This is a genomic window from Mucilaginibacter jinjuensis (genome assembly GCF_028596025.1).
Classification (GTDB): domain Bacteria; phylum Bacteroidota; class Bacteroidia; order Sphingobacteriales; family Sphingobacteriaceae; genus Mucilaginibacter; species Mucilaginibacter jinjuensis.
On the sequence record NZ_CP117167.1, the window covers coordinates 840,080 to 859,750 of the forward strand.

Genomic DNA, 19,671 nt, shown 5'->3' on the forward strand with positions numbered 1-19,671 from the left:
AAATGACGGCTTATCTAATAGAGTTTACGCATTACTACATTTTTACCAAAGTGTTAATTGTTTAATTAGCCCCTAATTAAGTATAATTGTTAACCATGAAACGTTTATTCTCCAACCTCACCTTCCAGGTTATTATCGCTATTGTGCTCGGCGTTGTAGTCGGCATTTACTTTAAAGGCTTTGCGCCAACGGCACAGACCATCAGCAAGGTATTTATCAGTATGATTACCATGCTCATTGCACCTATCATTTTCTTCGTTATTGTACTCGGTATAGCCGGTATGAACGATATGAAAAAAGTAGGCAGGGTAGGCGGTAAGGCTATTTTATACTTCGAAGTAGTAACCACATTTGCATTGGTATTGGGTGTAGTATTTGCTAATGTGTTACGCCCAGGCGACGGCATGGTGGTAAATGCAGCCCACAAGGTAGACCCCAAACTGGCGGGCTATGAAGCCCAGGCTGCCCAAATGCACTGGGGCGATTTTTTTGCCCACATTGTACCCGGAAACGTAATTGAAGCTTTTGCCAAAGGCGATATTCTGCAGATCCTGTTCTTCGCCATTTTGTTTGGTTACGGATTAAGCAAAATGGGCGACAGCGGAAAATCTGTGGTAGAAGGTATCGATAAACTCTCGAAAGTATTCTTCAACATTATGGGCGTGGTGATGAAGTTTGCCCCAATCGGTGCTTTTGGTGGTATGGCTTTTACGGTGGGTACTTATGGCATTTCGACACTGTTGCCTATGCTGAAATTATTGGGAGCAGTTTACCTGGCTATGGCAGTTTTCATTTTTGTAGTGTTGAATATCATTTGTGTGATCAACAAGATCAGCCTGTGGCAGTATTTGAAATTTATCCGCCAGGAAATTTTGATCGTGTTCGGAACCTCATCTTCAGAACCGGTATTGCCGAGTATGATGGTGAAGATGGAGCAATTCGGCTGCGCCAAATCTGTGGTAGGGTTGGTGATTCCGACGGGTTATTCCTTTAACCTCGATGGTACCACGATCTATCTTTCTATGTCGGTTATCTTTTTGGCGCAGGCATTTCATATCCCGCTTTCGCTGGGCCAACAGTTAACTATTATCGGTATACTGATGGTAACCTCTAAAGGTGCAGCAGGTGTTACAGGCAGCGGTTTTATTGTACTGGCTTCTACATTGACGGCAATTAAAGTAATCCCGGTCGAAAGCGTGGCAATACTGCTGGGTGTAGACAGGTTTATGTCGCTCGCCCGTGCCTTAACCAACGTAATTGGTAATGGTATTGCCAGTGTGGTTATTGCCAAAAGTGAGAAAGCTTTTGATGAAGAGAAGTATAGGTTGGCGATAAGCCCCCCGGCACCCTAAAGGGGGAGAATAATTTCGGATTTCGGATGTTCGATTTCGGATTTGGTAAGAAATAAAATGAAAGCACACGTGCACTAAAGGTGTAGTGAAAAGGCTATATTAGTTAGGGATATTATAAACTTAACTTTGACACGCATCAAATAGTAATGAATAACAGTAACGTTTGGACTCCAAAAGAAGTAAGAAGAACAATGTCAACTGCTACAGGAATTATCTTAATAATTGGTGGGATATTTTTGCTTTACAAAAGAATTAATGCTACCGGTACTGTTGATATTAAGTCGGCCATTTTTAACGGCAAAATAGAATCAGGCAGTGCCGGGTTAATTACTGTGTTTTTGGGTATTACTATTATGTTGTTAAGCAACGCTACACCTAATACTGATAAGCTTACTTTAATTAAAAATAATAGAATTGTAATAGTGGGTATATTAGCTTTATTATTTATAATATTAACAATTTTAGCTGCCTTGTACCCCGAGGTTAGAGTAATCTCAATATTTGTAATATCAAGTTTAATTGTTGTATTCATAAAATTAATAACCTCATTTTTTTAATAAAAATGTGATTGATGTTGTCGTTAATGTTTTCCTCCGCATTAGGGATTGCAGCGGATACCGGCCTCGCGCCCAATGCCTGCAGGCGTATGAGTGGAAAGCCCGGGCCGAAGGTAATGCCCAGATTTAGTTTTGAATGAGTGAATGGTGAATTAGTGAGTTTTGGAAATCGCAGATACTTCTTTTATCCCATTACATCAACCACAATACAATGCCACCCTGTTCTCGGTTAACAAGAATATATCAACCTTCATCTTTTTATACCTTCTCATCATCAACATCTCATTATATTTCATAATACATAGCCAACAATATATCCAACTAACCTCAATTCACCATAATTCCTATTACCATATTCGCAAAATCACCACCCAAACTTTCCCTTATTTTAACCTTTTTATAACACAAACATTACCTTGTAAATTTTATACAACAACACCGCCAACTGGCGTAAAAATAATTTGACTTTATAGTCAATAACTTTAGCTTTGCCATCGTAAAAGAAAAAAACCATGAGCGTTCTCGTAAATAAAGATTCAAAAGTTATAGTACAGGGTTTTACCGGTAACGAAGGTACCTACCATGCCTCGCAAATGATTGAGTACGGAACCCAGTTGGTTGGCGGTGTTACGCCAGGCAAAGGTGGCCAGAAACACTTAGATAAACCAGTTTTCAATACCGTTAAAGATGCGGTTGTTGAAATCGGTGCTGATGTATCTATCATATTTGTACCTCCTGCTTTTGCAGCTGATGCCATTATGGAAGCTGCTGAGGCTGGCATTAAAGTGATTGTTTGTATTACCGAAGGCATACCTACTAAGGATATGATTGCGGTTAAAGAATATTTAACTGATAAAGACACCCGTTTAATTGGCCCTAACTGCCCGGGTATTATTACTGCTGATGAGGCTAAAATTGGTATTATGCCAGGCTTTATCTTCAAAAAAGGTAATGTTGGTGTGGTTTCAAAATCAGGAACTTTAACTTACGAAGCGGTTGACCAGGTTGTTAAAGCCGGTTTAGGTATCACTACTGCTATCGGTATTGGTGGCGACCCGATTATTGGTACACCAACCAAAGAAGCGGTTGAGTTACTGATGAACGACCCAGACACTCACGGTATCATCATGATTGGTGAAATTGGTGGTGGTATGGAAGCTGATGCTGCCCGTTGGATCAAAGAAAACGGTACTAAGCCAGTAGTAGGTTTCATCGCTGGCCAAACTGCGCCTCCGGGCCGCCGTATGGGTCACGCTGGTGCTATCGTTGGTGGTGCTGATGATACTGCTGCTGCCAAAATGAAAATTATGGCCGAGTGCGGTATCCGTGTAGTACAATCTCCAGCTGAAATTGGCGCTGCTATGGCAGAAGAGCTGGCTAAATTAGCTTAATTATAGATCTGAGATATTAGATTTGAGATATGAGAAATCCCGGTCCGGTTGGATCGGGATTTTTTTGTTTAACACTGTCCATACCCATTTTGTCATTGCGAGCGATAGCGTGGCAATCTCGTCGCCAATGTTTATTCGATCTGTATAGCTACGAGATTATTAATGCTGTGTTTGTTTTCATAGGTATTAATGAGCTCCCTCCGGTCGATTGTCCACGTCGTTCCTCCTCGCAATGACATGGGGAAATACCCACCGTCAAACCCGTGTAAATAATACCATACGGTACAAACCAGGTGGCTTTTTATGCGTATATTTATATAAGGAAAAAGAGATATTCACTCATTAAATTTATGGAATATAACAAGCTAACACCCGAAGAAGAAAGGGTAATATTATACAAAGGCACAGAGCGCCCTTTTACCGGCGAGCTGTTGAACAATAAGGCAGAAGGTATATATGTTTGCCGCCGTTGTGATGCACCGCTTTACACGTCTGATACCAAATTCGAATCGTTTTGCGGATGGCCAAGTTTCGATGACGAAATACCCGGTGCCGTACGCCGCGAAACCGATGCCGATGGCAGCCGTACCGAAATACTTTGCGCCAACTGCGGCGCCCACCTGGGCCACGTATTTACCGGCGAAAGGTTTACACCTAAAAATACCCGCCACTGCGTAAACTCGGTATCGATGAAGTTTGTACCGTTAGAGAAATAATTAAAAAAGGCTAACCATTATTAAATTAGAAATAGTGGTTAGCTTTTTTTAAAAACATTGGCCTTAACCATAAACAAAGGCAAAGAGCCATGACTCAGTACCCGATCGTGAAAATCTCTGATGTTGAATTTAGCTCCTTCGCGTTTTTGTAATTCTGTTTTCCACGCTGCTATTTGTGCCGCACCATATTTGTAAGTTACCACCTGTGCAGGCCAGCGTTTAACCCGGTTAATTTCGCGCATGGCAATATCATCCTGGTTGCGGATGTTTTTCTTCCAGAAGGCTAATGCCTGCTCATCGGTCCAACCGTAGTAATTAATACCAACGTCTAAAGGCAAACGGACTGATCTTACAATGTCCCATTCCCATTTGCCTAGTTCGTCGTAAATGGTTTGGTAAAGGCCCAGTTGCTTGCCGTAATCTTCGGTATAGGCAGCCCATCCTTCAACAAAGCCCATATAATCAAATTGCTTTTGTAAAGTTGTGGTTTTTGCATTTGCCGCTATCGAGATCTGGTAATGATGCCCGGGGATAGCTTCATGGATAAACAGCCAGTCTACCTGGCGTTTGTTGTATGGCTTACCAAAAAGATTGTAGTAAAAGGTGCCGTCGGTATAATAGCCGGGCGCTGTGGCCACTGTTTCCATGGTACCTTTTTTAATGGCCAGTGGAGGAATAGGATAGGGGTTAAACAATGCACTCAAATGCTCTTTAATAACCTGTTCGTCGCGCTCAAAAGCTTGTTGTACCTGGGCCTGGTCATTGATAAAGAAAGAGGAGTCGTTCAAATGTTTGTAGAAATCATCTTCGCTCAGGCCGCTTTGGAGCTGTATATCTTTAATATGGTTTTTCACCCGTTCTACTTCTTTAAGGCCGAAGGCGTAGATCTGGTCGGGGGTAACATTGTCGCCAACCCATTTCTTTAAAAAATAGGCATACCACTGTTTGCCGGTAGGTGTGTTATAAATACCATTGGCCGAAGGCTTTTTTCGTACATCTTCCGATAACTGTTTTTCGAGCCCTAAGCGTTCTAAATTAAGTGCGGCTTCATATTTTATCTGTTCATAATCCTGCTGTTGGGCAGGTGTTAAATTAGGGTAAGCGAAATTATTGAGCCCTCGCTGAACGTTTTTGAAAAACGTTACTTCTGCCTTAATACTATCAGGTGATTTAACCAATTGCAAATTGTCTGCATAACTAAGTTGAAGAGCGGGTAGGTGGAGTGATTGATAGCCGCTTACAAATTGTCGGGTAAACCAATCGAATTTATTTTGAGCCGAACTTTTAAATGAGGTAATTACAATTAGTGAAAAGAGTAGCCAGGATGCTTTCATGTGTTTGGTTCTGTAAATCAAATATAGCTGTATTTTTTGTGCAGTTTTACAAGCGCCTGAATAAGCGGGATTTTATAAATTGTACTTTTACATCATTAAATTGATAACATGCACGCCCACACCAAACACGAAATAGTTGCCTGCGAACGTTGCCGTTCGCCGTTTGAGTGTAAGGCTAACTCTTTTACCAAATGCCAGTGCATGACGGTGCAGCTCAATATCAACGAAACCCAATACATTAGCGAACAATATGACGGTTGTTTATGTGCAGCATGTTTAACCGTTCTGCGCGATGAGTACCGTGCCGAGATGTCGTTTTCCGGAAATTCTCAATAGTATCTTTTTTGATGTTGGATTTTTTACCGACGATCATTCTCCGTTCACCCAATGAACCAGTAAACTAATGAACCAATCAACCCCTCGGCCAACTCCATTCACCGAAAAAATAGCCCTGCTCACCTAAAACAACTGTGGTTAAATTGACTTGTGAAGCACCTTTGTAGTGTAAATCAACACACAATGTCATGAAAACACTACTCATTACCTTCATAGTTTATGCCCTCGAAAGAGCCGAAATATTAATGCATGTTTTGCGCGAACTGGCTAATTAATACAGCGCAAAGTAACATTAGTCGATACAATCGCATTATTTATCTATAACCTATTGATTGTTACAAACAAATAGTGCAATTTTATCGTAGTAAAAGCAATAATCTACCAAGCCACATTGCAAATTGCTGATATGAGAAACTTTACCTACTTATTACTGCTTGTGCTGTTTTTAGCCGCCTGTAAAAAAGGCGACGTAAAACCTATTGCAATGATCCCGTGTAAAGACACCCTGCAGCACGATATTGTAAGTGTAAACGGCACCACCAAAACGCTGATAAACCAGGAAATAAGTTTCAATATCAGCTGGAAAGCCACCAACGGCTGCGACCAGTTTATTGGTTTTAAACAAGATACTACCGAAAATACCATCGATATTAAAGCTTATGCTGCCCACGATAGTTGTGTAGTTTGTGCTATTGCCACTACAAGTTATAAGCCGGCTACCTATAAATTTAAAGCCACTAAGGCTGGTACTTACTACCTTAAGTTCTATAAAACCGGCCGGAACCCCGATGACCAGCCTATTACCGATACCCTGCTGGTAGAATAATATTTCAGGCATCTTAATTGTATATACTAATTTCATAAACAATAGCTTATGAAAAAGGGAGATACTGTGCATTGGAGCTGGGGCAAAGGCCAGGCCGAAGGCAAAATTGAAAAGAAGTACGAAGAACCGGTTACCAAACACATTAAAGGCGCAACCATTAAACGTAATGCCACCAAAGATGAACCTGCTTATGAGGTGAAGACTGATAAAGGGGATAAGGTTTTGAAATCGGAGAGTGAATTGAAGAAGTAAATAATTTGTCATTGCGAGGTACGGCCTGTCCCGAATTTACTTCGGGGAAGCAATCTTGTCGCTATGCAGAGTTATTCGTTTTTCATTAGGGAGGGTAGTGTACTTTATGAAACGTCAGTGGATGTCACTTTTCTTTTCTCTCAAAGAAAAGTAACCAAAAGAAAAGTCGCAGCCGGGCCCTGTTGCTATGTGGTTGCAGTGCTTTAGCAATACCTGTGGTTACCGCAACATTGCCAATGCTGCATGAGAAGAGATTATGTCAAGGTAGTAGCTGATTCGGCCATATTAACATTAACAAACTTGGTTCTGAAATTTTCGAGCGGTGGCCCAGACGCAAAAGCGTGGCCGTGTAGTGGGCTTGTGCGGTGGAGCTTTTTTGCGTCTTGATTTTTTGGTTACTTTTGGATCAAGCCAAAAGTAACAGCCCAACCCGCGGCGATTGAGCGGGACTGACAATGATTAGAGCACAACCCCTAAATGTTTTTATTACGTCAATCTGGGCACTGGCCTTCATGGGTTAGATTTGTTGTTTTATTATCCATACTATAGTTAAATAACAAAAACCTTAAAACCTGCTACTCACCGCTTTTTCCCCTCCATTCACCGAAAAACTATGCCGTAATTGCCTGCCGAAGATTTATATTTAGGCTATGGTAAAAACCCCAATCATAACCGTTAAAAACCTGGTAAAGCAGTATGATGACTTTACCGCGGTTAAAGACATCAGCTTTGAAGTTTTTGAAGGCGAAATATTCGGACTGCTTGGCCCCAATGGTGCCGGTAAAACCACTACGCTGGAAATTATTGAAACCTTAAGAAGCAAAACATCAGGCGAGGTAATTGTTGATGGCTTTAATGTAGATACCGACCCCAGTAGTATTAAAAAACGCATTGGAGTGCAATTGCAGGCCGCGGGTTATTACCCGAACCTAAACCTTGCCGAACTGATTGATCTTTTCTCGGGCCTCTACGGCATTAAAGTAAGCCCGATGGCCATGCTGGAGAAAGTGAACCTCACTGATAAGGCCAAAGCGAAATACAAAGACCTTTCTGGCGGACAAAAACAGCGTTTCTCTATCGCCACCACACTCATCAATAACCCACGTGTAGTTTTTCTGGATGAGCCGACAACCGGCCTCGATCCGCAAGCCCGCCGTAACCTTTGGGAGTTAATCAAAGAAATCCAAAAAGCTGGCACCACCGTGGTAATTACCACTCACTATATGGACGAGGCCGAAGTGCTTTGCGACCGCGTTGCCTTTGTAGATGGCGGCCACATTATCGGCATTGATACGCCAGATCATTTTATAGACACCCTGGTAGCCTCCGGCTTCGAACGCAAGAAAACAGTTAAGCAGGCCAACCTCGAAGACGTATTTATTAATTTGACAGGTAAGGAGTGGAGGGAAGGATAGTAGTTATTGGGTTATTAAGTTAATAGTAATAACCTTTCAGCCAATAACCAGTAATCAATAACTCAATAACCAATCACACATGAAACCATACAGTAATTTTAACGCAACAATGGCTATTGCCAAGGCCAGTTTGCGCTCCATATTCCGCAGCCCTTCGGCGGTTGTGTTTAGTCTGCTTTTTCCGTTAATATTTATTACCGTGTTTGCCAATATTGGCGGCGGTGGTGTTAAGGTAGATGTTGGCGTATCTAAAAACAGCGATACACTTAACCCTATTTACCAGGCGCTTAAAAAAGTAAGCGTGGTTAACCTTATCACCAAACAACCGGCCGATGAGATGCAGAAGAATCTCGAGAAGGGCTCGATCGATGCCATGATCGAGATCCGTAAAAATATTGCTCCGCCTGTGTTTACTGTTAATGTAAAATACACCCGCGCATCTGCCGAAAAGGGAAACATCCTGAAATCGCTCTTGCAAAGCATGCTTTTCCAGGTTAATACCAATCGTAGCGATGCGCCGCCACCCGTTGCTGAGTTAAAAGAATCAACCGTAACCGGCCGCGAGTATAAATACATCGATTTTATTTTGCCGGGTCAGTTGGGCTTTTCGCTGCTAAGTACAGGCGTGTTCGGTACAGCATTCGTATTCCTGAGCCTGCGCCAAACATTGGTGATCAAACGCTTTTTTGCCACACCGGTTAAACGCTACAGTATTGTACTGGGCGAAATGATTGCCCGTGTAATATTTGCCATGGCAGGCGCTGTCTGTATCATCGCCATTGGTCATTATGCATTTGGCTTTACGTTGATACATGGCTGGGTAACCGTACTCAATATGCTGGCACTGGCCTTAGTGGGGCTCATTATATTTATGGGCTTCGGGTTTACAGTGTCGGGTATTGCTAAGAATGAGAGTTCGATACCGCCGTTGTCTAATATCATTACCTTGCCGCAGTTCCTGTTGTCGGGTACGTTTTTCTCAACTTCGGCATTTCCTAAATGGATGCAGCCTATCAGTAATGCACTGCCTTTAACTCACTTAAATAACGCCATGCGTAAAGTGGCTTTTGAAGGTGCGGGGCTGGGCGATGTAACCCATCAGCTCCTAATACTACTGGTTTGGGGAATTGCGATCTACGCTATAGCCATCAAAACCTTTAAATGGGAAGCTTAACTTAGTATTTCCTAATCGTAACGTTGTTGTTATATTTGCGCCTTTGTTAATACTGAATTAACATTGGCGCAAATGTGTTTTAAACGTTTCTTCTTTATAATAGCTCTTTCGGTAGTTACCATTAGTGGTTTTGCCCAATCGTATGACAAAGCCGGGAGCTGGGGATTAATCACCGTAGTTTTACCCGGCAGCGTTGAGCATCAATGGGGCGGTTACACTGAGCTGCAAACCCGCACCAATGAAATGCTGTACAAGCAATTTTATTACTACGAGGTAAAGGGCGGTGTAAGCTATAATTTCACCAATAATTTTTCGGCATTAATAGGCACCGGGCGCTACACAACCTATAATTATAAAGATGTTGATGCCGGGTCAACCACCAAAGAAAACCGCCTTTGGGAGCAATTTACCTATCTGGCATACCTCGATCGTATAAAATTTGAAAATAGGGTACGTATTGAGCAGCGCTGGTTGAATGGCGATTACCGGAACCGGTTTCGCTACCGCTTAAATGCGCTGGTGCCTATCAATCATCCAAAATTTGTAGCCAATACCGCATTCGTGTCTGTGTTCGACGAAATTTTTTTTAATAACGAAGCCCCTAATTTCGAACGTAACCGGATTTCGGCAACTGCCGGGTACCAATTTACCAAGGCCATCAGCCTGCAGGTAGGGTGGATAAACCAGTACAATAACCTGCCCGCATCAACCAATGACAAGAACAATATGATGGCCGTTTTTATGTACACCATACAAGGAAGAAAAGGCCCTCAGCACGAGCAATTGCCTACCACCAAAGATTAATTTAGTGTTAGCAAACGAAATTTACACACCGCTGTTTTTAACTTAACCTAATTTTAACCTTTCCTTTTTAACTTTTTGATTTATCTTAGCACGCGAATTATTGTATTGTATACACTTACCATAAAAAAGTAATAAAAAATGAGCTTGATCATTGATGTCCATGCCCGCCAGATTCTGGATTCTCGCGGTAACCCAACAATTGAAGTTGAAGTATTAACCGAAAACGGCGCCCTTGGCCGCGCTGCAGTACCTTCTGGTGCTTCAACGGGTATACATGAGGCAGTTGAGCTGCGCGATAACGATAAAAATGTTTACATGGGTAAAGGCGTTTTAAAAGCTGTTGCCAATGTAAATGATGTAATTGCTAAAGAATTACAAGGTATCGATGTGTTTGAACAAAACGCTATCGACAAAATTATGATTGCCCTTGACGGTACCGAAAACAAAGGTAAATTAGGTGCTAACGCTATATTAGGTGTTTCATTAGCTGTGGCTAAAGCTGCTGCACAAGAAAGCCGCCAGCCTTTATACCGCTATATTGGTGGTGTAAATGCTAACACTTTGCCAATCCCGATGATGAACATCGTTAATGGCGGTTCACACTCTGATGCGCCTATCGCATTCCAGGAGTTTATGATCATGCCTATCGGCGCGCCATCATTCTCTGAGGCTTTAAGATGGGGTACTGAAGTATTCCACAACCTGAAAAAGATTTTACACGACAGAGGTTTATCTACAGCAGTAGGTGACGAAGGCGGTTTTGCCCCAACTTTTGAAGGTACTGAAGATGGTGTTGAAACCATTTTAAAAGCGATTGAAAAAGCTGGTTACAAACCAGGTGAAGATATTTACTTAGCGTTTGACTGTGCTGCTTCTGAGTTTTACAAAGACGGCAAATACGATTACACTAAATTTGAAGGTGATAAAGGCGCTATCCGCACCAGTGAAGAGCAAGCTGATTACCTGGCTTCATTGGCTGCTAAATACCCAATCGTTTCTATCGAAGATGGTATGGCTGAGGATGACTGGGCTGGCTGGAAATTATTGACCGAGAAAATTGGTGATAAAGTACAGTTAGTAGGTGACGATTTGTTTGTAACCAACGTTAAACGTTTACAAAGAGGTATCGACGAAGATACTGCAAACTCTATCCTGGTTAAAGTAAACCAAATTGGTTCATTAACCGAGACTATCGACGCGGTAACTTTAGCACAAACTAATGGTTATACTTCTGTAATGAGCCACCGTTCTGGCGAAACTGAGGATGCTACTATTGCTGACTTAGCTGTTGCCTTAAACTGCGGCCAGATCAAAACCGGTTCTGCATCACGTTCAGACAGGATCGCTAAATACAACCAACTGTTACGTATCGAAGAAGAACTGGGCGAGAACGCAAAATTCATCGGTAAAAACTTCAAATTCATTAAGAAGTAATTTGAGTTGAATAGGTTTGCCGGTTGATTATGTTAATCGGTTAGCTTTCAGAATAAAACAGAAAAGCCTGCATTAAGCAGGCTTTTCTGTTTTATTCCTATGTTTAAGAATCAATTAAAGCGCATTGTATTCTTCGTCCGTAACGCGATCCAGCCAGTTTACCGGGCCTTCGGGCGAATTGTTGGTAATTACGATGTGAGTAAAGCTGCTGTCTTTAGCAGCGCCATGCCAATGCTCTACATTAACCGGGATAACTACTACATCACCTTTGCTTAGCGGTCTCGCAGCCTGTCCCCGTTCCTGGTACCAGCCTTTGCCGTCGAGTATTAATAATATTTGCCCTGTGGTATGGGTATGCCAGTTATTGCGGCAGCCCGGCTCAAAAACAACATTGCCAACAGCATAAGTGCCGGTCTGGTCTTTAGGTACTAGTATATTTACCCAGGCCGTTCCGTTAAAATAGTCTGCCGGGCCCTGGTTTCCCCTGGGGAAAATTTCATTCTGTTCTGTAGTACTCATGTTTTATAGATTTTCTGTTCAAAGCTATTATTAATTACCCACCCTTTAATTAAGTAACGGATAATGTTTTACCGGGGCTTTTTTTGTGACACGCCACTTGCAAACTAATGTGTACCTTTGCACAATAATCTGGCATCTTTAAAAGTAAATATACTCCCCATTTAGCCAGATACTTACTTTAAAAAGAATACATGCTATTTCAAGATTTAAAATTAATTGAGCCCATCCTCAAGGCTTTAAAAACTGAGGGATATACCACCCCCACGCCCATACAGCAACAATCAATCCCCATTATATTACAACGCAAGGATTTATTAGGCTGCGCGCAAACCGGTACCGGTAAAACTGCGGCCTTCTCTATCCCAATTCTTCAAATACTGCATGAAGAACGCCTGCAGCACAAGGAGCAAAAAACAATTAAGTCGCTTATCCTTACGCCAACCCGCGAGCTGGCTATCCAGATAGGCGAGAGCATTGCTGCTTATGGTAAACATACAGGCTTAAAACATTTGGTAATTTTCGGTGGTGTTACACAAAACCCACAGGTTGATTCGCTGCGCCGTGGTGTTGATATTTTAGTTGCCACACCAGGCCGTTTGTTAGACTTAGTGAACCAGCGATATGTTAACCTCGAACACATCAAGATTTTGGTATTGGACGAAGCCGACCGTATGCTGGATATGGGTTTTGTACACGATGTTAAAAAGATCATTTCTAAGATCCCGGCTAAAAGACAGACCCTGTTTTTCTCGGCTACCATGCCTAAAGAGATCCAGTCTTTGGCAGATACCATTTTAAATAAACCAGAGAAGGTTGAAGTTACCCCGGTTTCATCAACTGCTGATACCATTAACCAGTCGATTTTCTTTGTTGACAAAGGCGATAAACGCTTATTGTTATCACACATCCTGAAAGATAAAAACATTAAACGTGTGCTGGTATTTACCCGTACCAAGCATGGTGCCGATAAGGTAGTAAAAGACCTGATCCGTACCAATGTTACTGCCGAGGCCATTCACGGTAATAAATCACAAAATGCCCGTCAGCGTGCATTAACCAACTTTAAAAACAGCAGTACCCGTGTATTGGTAGCTACTGATATTGCCGCCCGCGGTATTGATGTGGATGAACTAACCCACGTTATCCAGTACGAATTGCCGGAAGTGCCCGAAACTTACGTACACCGTATTGGCCGTACAGGCCGTGCAGGTGCAAGTGGTATTGCGTTTGCTTTTTGTGATGAGGAAGAAAAAGAGCTGCTGAAAGATATTCACAAGATCATTGGTAAAACTATCCCGGTTGAAACCGAGCATCCTTACCCATTGCGCGAACTTTCTATGGCCGAAAAAGCTAAGCTTGCTTTGCAGCAAAAAGAAACCAGGAAGGCCTCAGCACAACGCGGAGCATCAAGACGCGGCTTTGGTCGCAGTCGCGACCATGGTGGCGATAAAGCCCCTGCCGGTGGTGGCAGCGGACGTAGCTCTGGCGGTAACCGCAACAGCGGCGGCAGACGCTAATTAATAAAACACTCTTTGAAGACCATTAGTAGCCGCTGTTTTGTAAATGGCTGTTAATAATGGTCTTATTAATTTAAAGCAACATAATTGGATAAAATGTGTTGCATTGGTTAAATATATTTCTGTACTTTTATAATGAAAATTCAACCGGTAAAAATGCAACGCCTGCTCGATATTTTGCGCAACAAATACTTCCTGGTTACTTTGGCTTTTGTGGTGTGGATGCTGTTTTTCGATAAAAACGACATTTACTCGCAATACCAGTATCATGAGCAGGTTAGCAAACTGAAAGCAGAAAGCGAATTTTACCAGAAAGAAACCGCCAAGGTATCCAAAGACCTTGATGAACTAACCTCCGACAAAGCCCAGCTCGAAAAGTTCGCCCGCGAAAAATACCTCATGAAAAAAGATAATGAGGATGTTTTTGTGGTAGTGAAGGAGAAGAAAGAAGATAAATAAGCATTACGCTTATTTGTGCCGAAATGAAGATCATCTATACAGCCGAACCGATATCGTTTTATAAAAGATTATGGCAATCTGTTAAGACCAGACTTTTATTGGCATTGGTGTTTTTTATATTTCTTGTTGCAGGCATGTGGCAAACGCATTTTTTCGGTATAGCAATAATTATATTCTTTTTTTGTGTTTTTCTTGTTTTTCCGTTCCTAAACTCTTTTAAATGGACTAAGCGGCAAATCATTAAGGTTGAAGCAGATGATGATATGTTCCGTATCCACTTGTTATTGAAAGATGAGCCTCAAACGGTTACCATCAGTAAAAAAGAACTTCAAATGAAGCTGAAGTGGTTAGGTGGAAGGGAGCATATCCTTAATCTTACTTTCTTTAAAAATGATCTCAAAGTGTTTGAGATATTTTCATACGGAGACGGCAAGAAGTCTGAGTATGAGGTTGAAGATATCAGGTTCCAGATTAATCAACATATCGGTTATAATGTTGGTTAAGTTGTTGTAATCCGTTTTTCATTAGAAAATCAACTAAGCACGTCATTGCGAGGTACGAAGCAATCTCAGACCGATTAGCACTTGCTTGTTTAATGTAGAAACTATTATGAATGGTTTGTGCAAGTAATGAAAGTCAGTCCCGCTCAATCGCCGCGGGTTGGGCTGTTATTTTTGGCTTGATCCAAAAGTAACCAATACGTAGCGCAGCGATTTCATGAACACCTTTAAAAAACAATTAAAGTGTGAATAACATCAAGACGCAAAAAAGTTCCACCGCACAATCTCACTTCACGGCCTCGCTTTTGCGTCTGGGCCACCGCTCTTGAATATCGTATAACCGGACTCGCCGCTATCCTGACATAACCTTTTCTAAGGCAGCATTGGTAATTGTGTCGGAAAATATATAATTTGTCATTGCGAGCGATAGCGTGGACAACCGACCGGAGGGAGCTCATTAATGCCTATAAAAACAAACAACTCATTAATAATCTCGTCGTATACATATTCGATCTGTATAGCTACGAGATTGCTTCGTCGTACCTCCTCGCAATGACAAGTTGGTTTAATCGGCAAACAGCTTCGGCCAAAAGCGGGCAGAACAATGGCGGCCTTGTGTGCTGGAAAGAGGCATTGGAGATTTTGCAGAAGGGCAGGCCTGTGGGAAGCTTTAGCGGGGCAAAAGATCCCGGCCTGTGTTGTTCTGAACGCTGTGCGGCCCTGTGCGCAAAGAAGCCTTTTTGCCGATGAGCCCTTTGGTTACTCCTATGTTTGTATTCTAATTAAGTGAAGAAGAGTGAGAGCAGGTTTGGTTACAAACAGCAATTACAAGCATGTTCACACAAAGATACTGCCTCCTCTTTTTTGCCTTTTAGCGTCTGAACAGAATGTAAGGCGTATGGTATATCTATACAGCCAGTATATCCACCAGGAGAAAAGACGAAGGAAGGTTATCACTTAAGGTTTAAACTTAGCGAACACATGATCAATCTACTCAAACAAACAGTCGGAATCGACGTGGCAAAGGATGAATTAGTTGTATCACTTGGTCAAATGGACAGGATACCAATATCGAACTGATCGCCAGCAAAACATTCAGTAACAATAAGAAAGGCTTTTCCCAACTTATACAATGGACAGAGAAGCTATTTTCAGATCAGGTAAAGATACTTTATGCGATGGAAGCCACCGGGGTTTATCATGAAGCCCTGGCTTATTATCTTTCAGATCGGGGAGACTTGGTAAGTATTATATTGCCGAACAAGATCAGTAATTATGTAAGAACACTTGATGTTAAGACGATCACGGACAAAAGCGCGTCTCAGGCGATAACCAGGTTTGGCCTGGAAAGGAAGCTGGAGATTTGGCAGCGGCCCAAAAAAGTATTCAAAGACTTAAGGCAGCTGACCCGTGAGCGGGACCAATTGATAGGCGAACGTACTATGCTTAAAAATCAGCTACACGCTGAACTGGCAGAAGCTTTTCCTAATGAAAGAAGTATTAGCAGGGTTAATGAGCGGATAACATTACTCAACAGACAGGAGAAAGACATCAAAGCAGAACTGGCAGAATTAATAAAAAATGATCCGCAATTGGTTAAGCAGGTTAAGACCATTACTTCCATACCCGGCATAGGAACCCTCACAGCAGTAACCGTACTTGCTGAAACGAATGGTTTTGAACTCATCCGAAGTAAAAAACAATTGGTCAGTTACGCCGGGCTCGATGTCCAGGAAAAGCAATCCGGAACTTCTGTAAAGGGCAAACCAAGGATATCTAAAAAAGGGAACAAACATTTGCGAAAGGCCATGCATTTGCCCGCATTGGCTGCTATAAGAAACGATGAACGCTTTAGGGCTGTATTCGCCAGGTTAATAGCTAAGCATGGGATCAAAATGAAAGCCATAGTAGCCATACAGAGAAAGCTGCTGGAGCTAACTTATATCATTGCAAAGACTGGTCAATTTTATGACATTGGATACCTGCACAAAGCAATTGATAATACCATTTTAAAGAGTTAGGGCGATACAACTAAAAAGTTGACCGCCCTAAACAAGCTGACATAAGCCGCCTTTAATAAAACAAATGTAAAATATATTTGATACTTAACACAGAATCTTTTGGATCAAGCCAAAAGTAACAAGCCAACCCGCGGCGATTGAGCGGGACTGACATTGATAAAGTACAATCCATTCATAATGGTTTCTACACTATGAATGCTACTGCTAATAGGTCTGAGATTGCCACGCTATCACTCGCAATGACGTGTAATCGAGTAGTCCCGATTCTTGACTCTCGATTCCTGATTCTCTTCAACTAACCGGTAACTTCAACCCAAACCTCACCGCTACAATCCTGATCCCGCAAACCACGGCAACAGCCATCAACTTGGCCAGGGCAGGATCAATTACATGCAACATCAGCAGGTACAAACTACCGCCGATAATACAGGCTGAAGCATAAATCTCTTTGTGAAATATGAGTGGGATAGTATTCAATAAAATATCCCTGATCACGCCGCCGAAGCATCCGGTTATAGTACCTAATGCAACGCATATTGCCGGGTGTAAGCCAGCACTCAAGCCTTTTTGAACACCAATAATGGTGAACAGGCCAAGCCCCAAGGCATCAAACAAAAAAAGCGTGACTTTAAACGTTTTGATATAATGTTTGAAGATAATGGTACAAATAGCTGTGACAAGGATAATAAGCGGGATATCGATATTACGCATCCAGCTCACTGGTGTGTTGCCAATTAGCACATCGCGAACTGTACCGCCGCCAATGGCCGTAACAAAGCCGATAATAATAACGCCCATGATATCCAGCCGTTTCTGCATGGCCGAGAACACGCCCGAAATGGTGAAGCTAATGGTGCCCAGTATTTCGATAATGGTACTTACATCCAAGGTCATGTTATATTTCTCCTTCACGTTTGCGTAGAAACCACTCGGCACTTAGTAGTGCCAGGATTAGCACAAATACCCATTTAATATCAATCAGGTCGTTGTAGCGTTTATCCTCATTCACCAGGGTTTTGATATTTTCATTCTGGCGGATTAGCTGTGTCAGTTTCCCAATCTCTGTAGGTCGTAACATTTGCCCACCCGATTGTTTCGACAGATTTCTTAACAACTGGTGATTAGCTGTACTCTGTCTCGCCTCCAAATCGATCGACTTCACACTAAACTGACCACTCGCCGACAGCTTCTGCTTGCCAATTTGTGTAGTGGCTGTATAAGTGTATTCGCCCGGTACCAGGATGCCTGCATCTAACTGGTAACTTTGACCTGCACGGCTAAATTGGTAACTGTAATTTTTGCCTTTCTGGTCTTTCAGGTCCAGTTTTACGTCAGGTGTATTAACCAGGGCCAGGGCTTCGTTATAAAGCTCGGCATTGATAAGTACATGCTCGCTTTCATCAAAAACATTCTTGGCAGTATAAACCCTAAAACGTTGCCTGTTGGCGTTGGCGGTTAGGTATTGGATGCTTTGCGATAGCAGCTCATCCAGCGCGTTATGGTTGCCGTAAAGCTGGTATTCAGCCAACTGCCAGCGCCACAGTCCTTCGCCTGTCAGCACGGCTGTACGGCGGCCACGGTCGTCTTCAAAAGCCCAAAGCGGGTATTGGGTAACTATATTGCCAATTTTCTGTTTAAATAGTACAGCAGCGGTTGATCCGGCATTATAACTTCCGAATGGTGCCAGCAACGGCGGGAATTGTTTGAGTTTATTCAATACCGAATCGCTCAGTGTAAAACTGCTGAAATCGGTTTGTGGCAGGGCAAAGGCTTCCTGCAAGTCTGGGCGGTTAGCGGTAATCTTAATCAGCTTTTGTTGCAGGTCGAAATCTAAAATATTGGTCTGCGCACCGGCCATGTACCAGACTGGGGTTGTACCACTCGAAATGTATTTCTGCAGTGTAGGGGTAGTTGATAAAGTAACCTGATGTAGAATAAGCAGGTTATAATCGCTCAGCTTTACTTTGGAGAGATCATCAACACTTACAGTTTTCAACTCATAATTACGATTGTTTTCTATCGATTGCTTAATTGTGCTGATATCCGGATGCGGGCTGCTGTACACCAGCAAAATTTTCTGCCGGGCATCCAAATCGTCGATATAAATAGTCTCCGTATTGTTTTGAAGCGATACTTCATTCTTAACCGGGGCCAGATTGAAAGTAAACTTATGCAGCCCTTTTTTATCCGCATTTAATTTCAGTGGAATGGTTTTATGCCAGTTGTTAACATCAATCGGTATGTTTTTAGTTTGAACCGATTTTCCGTCCTCGGTTACATTGAGCTGCATGGTTTCACCTGCACTTAGGTAGGCTTCGGTTTCAACCTCCAACTCAAAATCATTGCCCAGTAAAGCCGTTTTGTTGTAATTAATATTGCTGATCCGCAAGTCGCGGCGGATGGTGGTATCGCCCAGTGCCACGGTGTAAATGCTGGCTTTGAGGTTACGGGCTTCGTACTGTGGGTCGCTGCCCTGGTTATAGAGGCCGTCTGTAGCCAATATTAGGGCACCGATGTTCTGGTTTACGTATTGCTCATTCAACTGGTGCAGGGCAGATGATACATCAGTTTGCTTGCCCTTGAAACCGGAGCTTAAACCTGGCTGCAGATTTTTATCGAAATGAAATTCCCGCACATCGTATTTGTCGCCGAGTGTTTCTTTGAGTTTATCGAGGTCGGCAACTACCTGTTTGAGATTGGTACCTGCCGGGTTAAATTTTGCTATGGAAGCGGAGTTGTCCTGCGCAATAAGCACCAATGGCTTTTGTGGCTGGTAGCTCACCGTTTTTACCAGCGGAGATAGCAATAACAAGGCAATAATAGTTACGGCCAATGCCCTTACAACAGCTAAACCGTACCGGAATCTATTACTTAAATGAGTAGGTTGTTTGTACAGCAACCAGGCATATAAAATACCAACAGCGAGGCAGGGCAGCGCCCACCATCCCGAAATTGTACCCCATGTTACCGAAAACAAAAACAGCATATCTGTAAATTCAAATATGCTGTTTTTATTTTTTAAAAAGAATGTATGTTGACTTGTTGTGCTGTATAATTATACCCC

The 19,671-nt window shown here is 42.5% G+C and carries 19 protein-coding genes; 15 read left to right on the forward strand and 4 right to left on the reverse strand.

Translation table 11 applies throughout. The features are described from left to right. Positions 1-95 precede the first annotated feature (95 nt). The 4 genes from dctA (at position 96) to PQO05_RS03895 (ending at position 4,016) form a co-directional block, all read left to right on the forward strand. Positions 96-1,352: a C4-dicarboxylate transporter DctA gene (gene dctA, locus PQO05_RS03880; protein WP_273631341.1), complete on the forward strand. Its 1,257-nt coding sequence runs from the start codon at positions 96-98 to the stop codon at positions 1,350-1,352. A gap of 146 nt (positions 1,353-1,498) precedes the next feature. Next, positions 1,499-1,909 (forward strand): hypothetical protein, encoded by a 411-nt coding sequence (locus tag PQO05_RS03885; RefSeq protein ID WP_273631342.1) that lies wholly within the window; start codon positions 1,499-1,501, stop codon positions 1,907-1,909. A 512-nt stretch (positions 1,910-2,421) separates the two neighbouring features. After that, on the forward strand, positions 2,422-3,300 hold the full coding sequence (sucD, locus tag PQO05_RS03890; RefSeq protein ID WP_273631343.1) for a succinate--CoA ligase subunit alpha: 879 nt from the start codon (positions 2,422-2,424) through the stop codon (positions 3,298-3,300). Positions 3,301-3,650: 350 nt separating this feature from the next. Next, positions 3,651-4,016 (forward strand): methionine-R-sulfoxide reductase, encoded by a 366-nt coding sequence (locus PQO05_RS03895; RefSeq protein WP_273631344.1) that lies wholly within the window; start codon positions 3,651-3,653, stop codon positions 4,014-4,016. Between the two features lie 38 nt (positions 4,017-4,054). Here PQO05_RS03895 and PQO05_RS03900 read toward each other — a convergent pair whose 3' ends face one another. Continuing rightward, on the reverse strand, positions 4,055-5,350 hold the full coding sequence (locus PQO05_RS03900) for a DUF885 domain-containing protein (protein ID WP_273631345.1): 1,296 nt from the start codon (positions 5,348-5,350) through the stop codon (positions 4,055-4,057). Between the two features lie 108 nt (positions 5,351-5,458). Between PQO05_RS03900 and PQO05_RS03905 the strand changes: the two genes are divergently transcribed. From PQO05_RS03905 to eno, 7 genes are all read left to right on the forward strand, one after another. Continuing rightward, the gene (locus tag PQO05_RS03905) at positions 5,459-5,686 is read left to right on the forward strand and encodes a cysteine-rich CWC family protein (protein ID WP_273631346.1); all 228 of its coding nucleotides are present in this window, start codon (positions 5,459-5,461) and stop codon (positions 5,684-5,686) included. Between the two features lie 406 nt (positions 5,687-6,092). Then, the gene (locus PQO05_RS03910) at positions 6,093-6,512 is read left to right on the forward strand and encodes a hypothetical protein (protein WP_273631347.1); all 420 of its coding nucleotides are present in this window, start codon (positions 6,093-6,095) and stop codon (positions 6,510-6,512) included. 48 nt (positions 6,513-6,560) lie between these two features. Next, entirely contained in the window at positions 6,561-6,764 is a 204-nt protein-coding gene (locus PQO05_RS03915; RefSeq protein WP_273631348.1) for a hypervirulence associated TUDOR domain-containing protein, read from the forward strand. A gap of 650 nt (positions 6,765-7,414) precedes the next feature. After that, on the forward strand, positions 7,415-8,179 hold the full coding sequence (locus PQO05_RS03920; RefSeq protein ID WP_273631349.1) for an ABC transporter ATP-binding protein: 765 nt from the start codon (positions 7,415-7,417) through the stop codon (positions 8,177-8,179). A gap of 79 nt (positions 8,180-8,258) precedes the next feature. Then, positions 8,259-9,353, forward strand: a complete 1,095-nt coding sequence (locus PQO05_RS03925; RefSeq protein ID WP_273631350.1) for an ABC transporter permease — start codon at positions 8,259-8,261, stop codon at positions 9,351-9,353. A 72-nt stretch (positions 9,354-9,425) separates the two neighbouring features. Beyond that, the gene (locus PQO05_RS03930) at positions 9,426-10,157 is read left to right on the forward strand and encodes a DUF2490 domain-containing protein (RefSeq protein WP_273631351.1); all 732 of its coding nucleotides are present in this window, start codon (positions 9,426-9,428) and stop codon (positions 10,155-10,157) included. A 138-nt stretch (positions 10,158-10,295) separates the two neighbouring features. Continuing rightward, positions 10,296-11,591, forward strand: coding sequence for a phosphopyruvate hydratase (eno, locus tag PQO05_RS03935; protein ID WP_273631352.1), 1,296 nt, complete (start codon positions 10,296-10,298; stop codon positions 11,589-11,591). Positions 11,592-11,705: 114 nt separating this feature from the next. Here eno and PQO05_RS03940 read toward each other — a convergent pair whose 3' ends face one another. After that, positions 11,706-12,110 (reverse strand): cupin domain-containing protein, encoded by a 405-nt coding sequence (locus tag PQO05_RS03940; protein ID WP_273631353.1) that lies wholly within the window; start codon positions 12,108-12,110, stop codon positions 11,706-11,708. 191 nt (positions 12,111-12,301) lie between these two features. Between PQO05_RS03940 and PQO05_RS03945 the strand changes: the two genes are divergently transcribed. The 4 genes from PQO05_RS03945 (at position 12,302) to PQO05_RS03960 (ending at position 16,607) form a co-directional block, all read left to right on the forward strand. Next, positions 12,302-13,627, forward strand: a complete 1,326-nt coding sequence (locus tag PQO05_RS03945) for a DEAD/DEAH box helicase (protein ID WP_273631354.1) — start codon at positions 12,302-12,304, stop codon at positions 13,625-13,627. Between the two features lie 135 nt (positions 13,628-13,762). Further along, complete coding sequence (locus PQO05_RS03950) at positions 13,763-14,086, forward strand: FtsB family cell division protein (protein ID WP_273631355.1); 324 nt, start codon at positions 13,763-13,765, stop codon at positions 14,084-14,086. A 23-nt stretch (positions 14,087-14,109) separates the two neighbouring features. Next, complete coding sequence (locus PQO05_RS03955; protein WP_273631356.1) at positions 14,110-14,589, forward strand: hypothetical protein; 480 nt, start codon at positions 14,110-14,112, stop codon at positions 14,587-14,589. 1,076 nt (positions 14,590-15,665) lie between these two features. Further along, positions 15,666-16,607: an IS110 family RNA-guided transposase gene (locus PQO05_RS03960; protein WP_273633570.1), complete on the forward strand. Its 942-nt coding sequence runs from the start codon at positions 15,666-15,668 to the stop codon at positions 16,605-16,607. 291 nt (positions 16,608-16,898) lie between these two features. Here PQO05_RS03960 and PQO05_RS03965 read toward each other — a convergent pair whose 3' ends face one another. Beyond that, positions 16,899-17,501 carry a trimeric intracellular cation channel family protein gene (locus tag PQO05_RS03965; RefSeq protein ID WP_273631357.1) on the reverse strand — a complete coding sequence of 201 codons (603 nt, stop codon included), beginning with the start codon at positions 17,499-17,501 and terminating at the stop codon, positions 16,899-16,901. Between the two features lies 1 nt (position 17,502). Beyond that, entirely contained in the window at positions 17,503-19,593 is a 2,091-nt protein-coding gene (locus tag PQO05_RS03970) for a hypothetical protein (protein WP_273631358.1), read from the reverse strand. Positions 19,594-19,671 lie beyond the last annotated feature (78 nt).

Coding starts and splice junctions, on each gene's coding strand:
- PQO05_RS03915 (WP_273631348.1), top strand. CDS start 6,561: ATGAAAAAGGGAGATACTGTGCATTGGAGCTGGGGCAAAGGCCAGGCC.
- sucD (WP_273631343.1), top strand. CDS start 2,422: ATGAGCGTTCTCGTAAATAAAGATTCAAAAGTTATAGTACAGGGTTTT.
- PQO05_RS03965 (WP_273631357.1), bottom strand. CDS start 17,501: ATGACCTTGGATGTAAGTACCATTATCGAAATACTGGGCACCATTAGC.
- PQO05_RS03920 (WP_273631349.1), top strand. CDS start 7,415: ATGGTAAAAACCCCAATCATAACCGTTAAAAACCTGGTAAAGCAGTAT.
- PQO05_RS03910 (WP_273631347.1), top strand. CDS start 6,093: ATGAGAAACTTTACCTACTTATTACTGCTTGTGCTGTTTTTAGCCGCC.
- PQO05_RS03940 (WP_273631353.1), bottom strand. CDS start 12,110: ATGAGTACTACAGAACAGAATGAAATTTTCCCCAGGGGAAACCAGGGC.
- PQO05_RS03930 (WP_273631351.1), top strand. CDS start 9,426: ATGTGTTTTAAACGTTTCTTCTTTATAATAGCTCTTTCGGTAGTTACC.
- PQO05_RS03895 (WP_273631344.1), top strand. CDS start 3,651: ATGGAATATAACAAGCTAACACCCGAAGAAGAAAGGGTAATATTATAC.
- PQO05_RS03970 (WP_273631358.1), bottom strand. CDS start 19,593: ATGCTGTTTTTGTTTTCGGTAACATGGGGTACAATTTCGGGATGGTGG.
- PQO05_RS03945 (WP_273631354.1), top strand. CDS start 12,302: ATGCTATTTCAAGATTTAAAATTAATTGAGCCCATCCTCAAGGCTTTA.
- PQO05_RS03950 (WP_273631355.1), top strand. CDS start 13,763: ATGAAAATTCAACCGGTAAAAATGCAACGCCTGCTCGATATTTTGCGC.
- PQO05_RS03925 (WP_273631350.1), top strand. CDS start 8,259: ATGAAACCATACAGTAATTTTAACGCAACAATGGCTATTGCCAAGGCC.
- dctA (WP_273631341.1), top strand. CDS start 96: ATGAAACGTTTATTCTCCAACCTCACCTTCCAGGTTATTATCGCTATT.
- eno (WP_273631352.1), top strand. CDS start 10,296: ATGAGCTTGATCATTGATGTCCATGCCCGCCAGATTCTGGATTCTCGC.
- PQO05_RS03900 (WP_273631345.1), bottom strand. CDS start 5,350: ATGAAAGCATCCTGGCTACTCTTTTCACTAATTGTAATTACCTCATTT.
- PQO05_RS03955 (WP_273631356.1), top strand. CDS start 14,110: ATGAAGATCATCTATACAGCCGAACCGATATCGTTTTATAAAAGATTA.
- PQO05_RS03885 (WP_273631342.1), top strand. CDS start 1,499: ATGAATAACAGTAACGTTTGGACTCCAAAAGAAGTAAGAAGAACAATG.
- PQO05_RS03905 (WP_273631346.1), top strand. CDS start 5,459: ATGCACGCCCACACCAAACACGAAATAGTTGCCTGCGAACGTTGCCGT.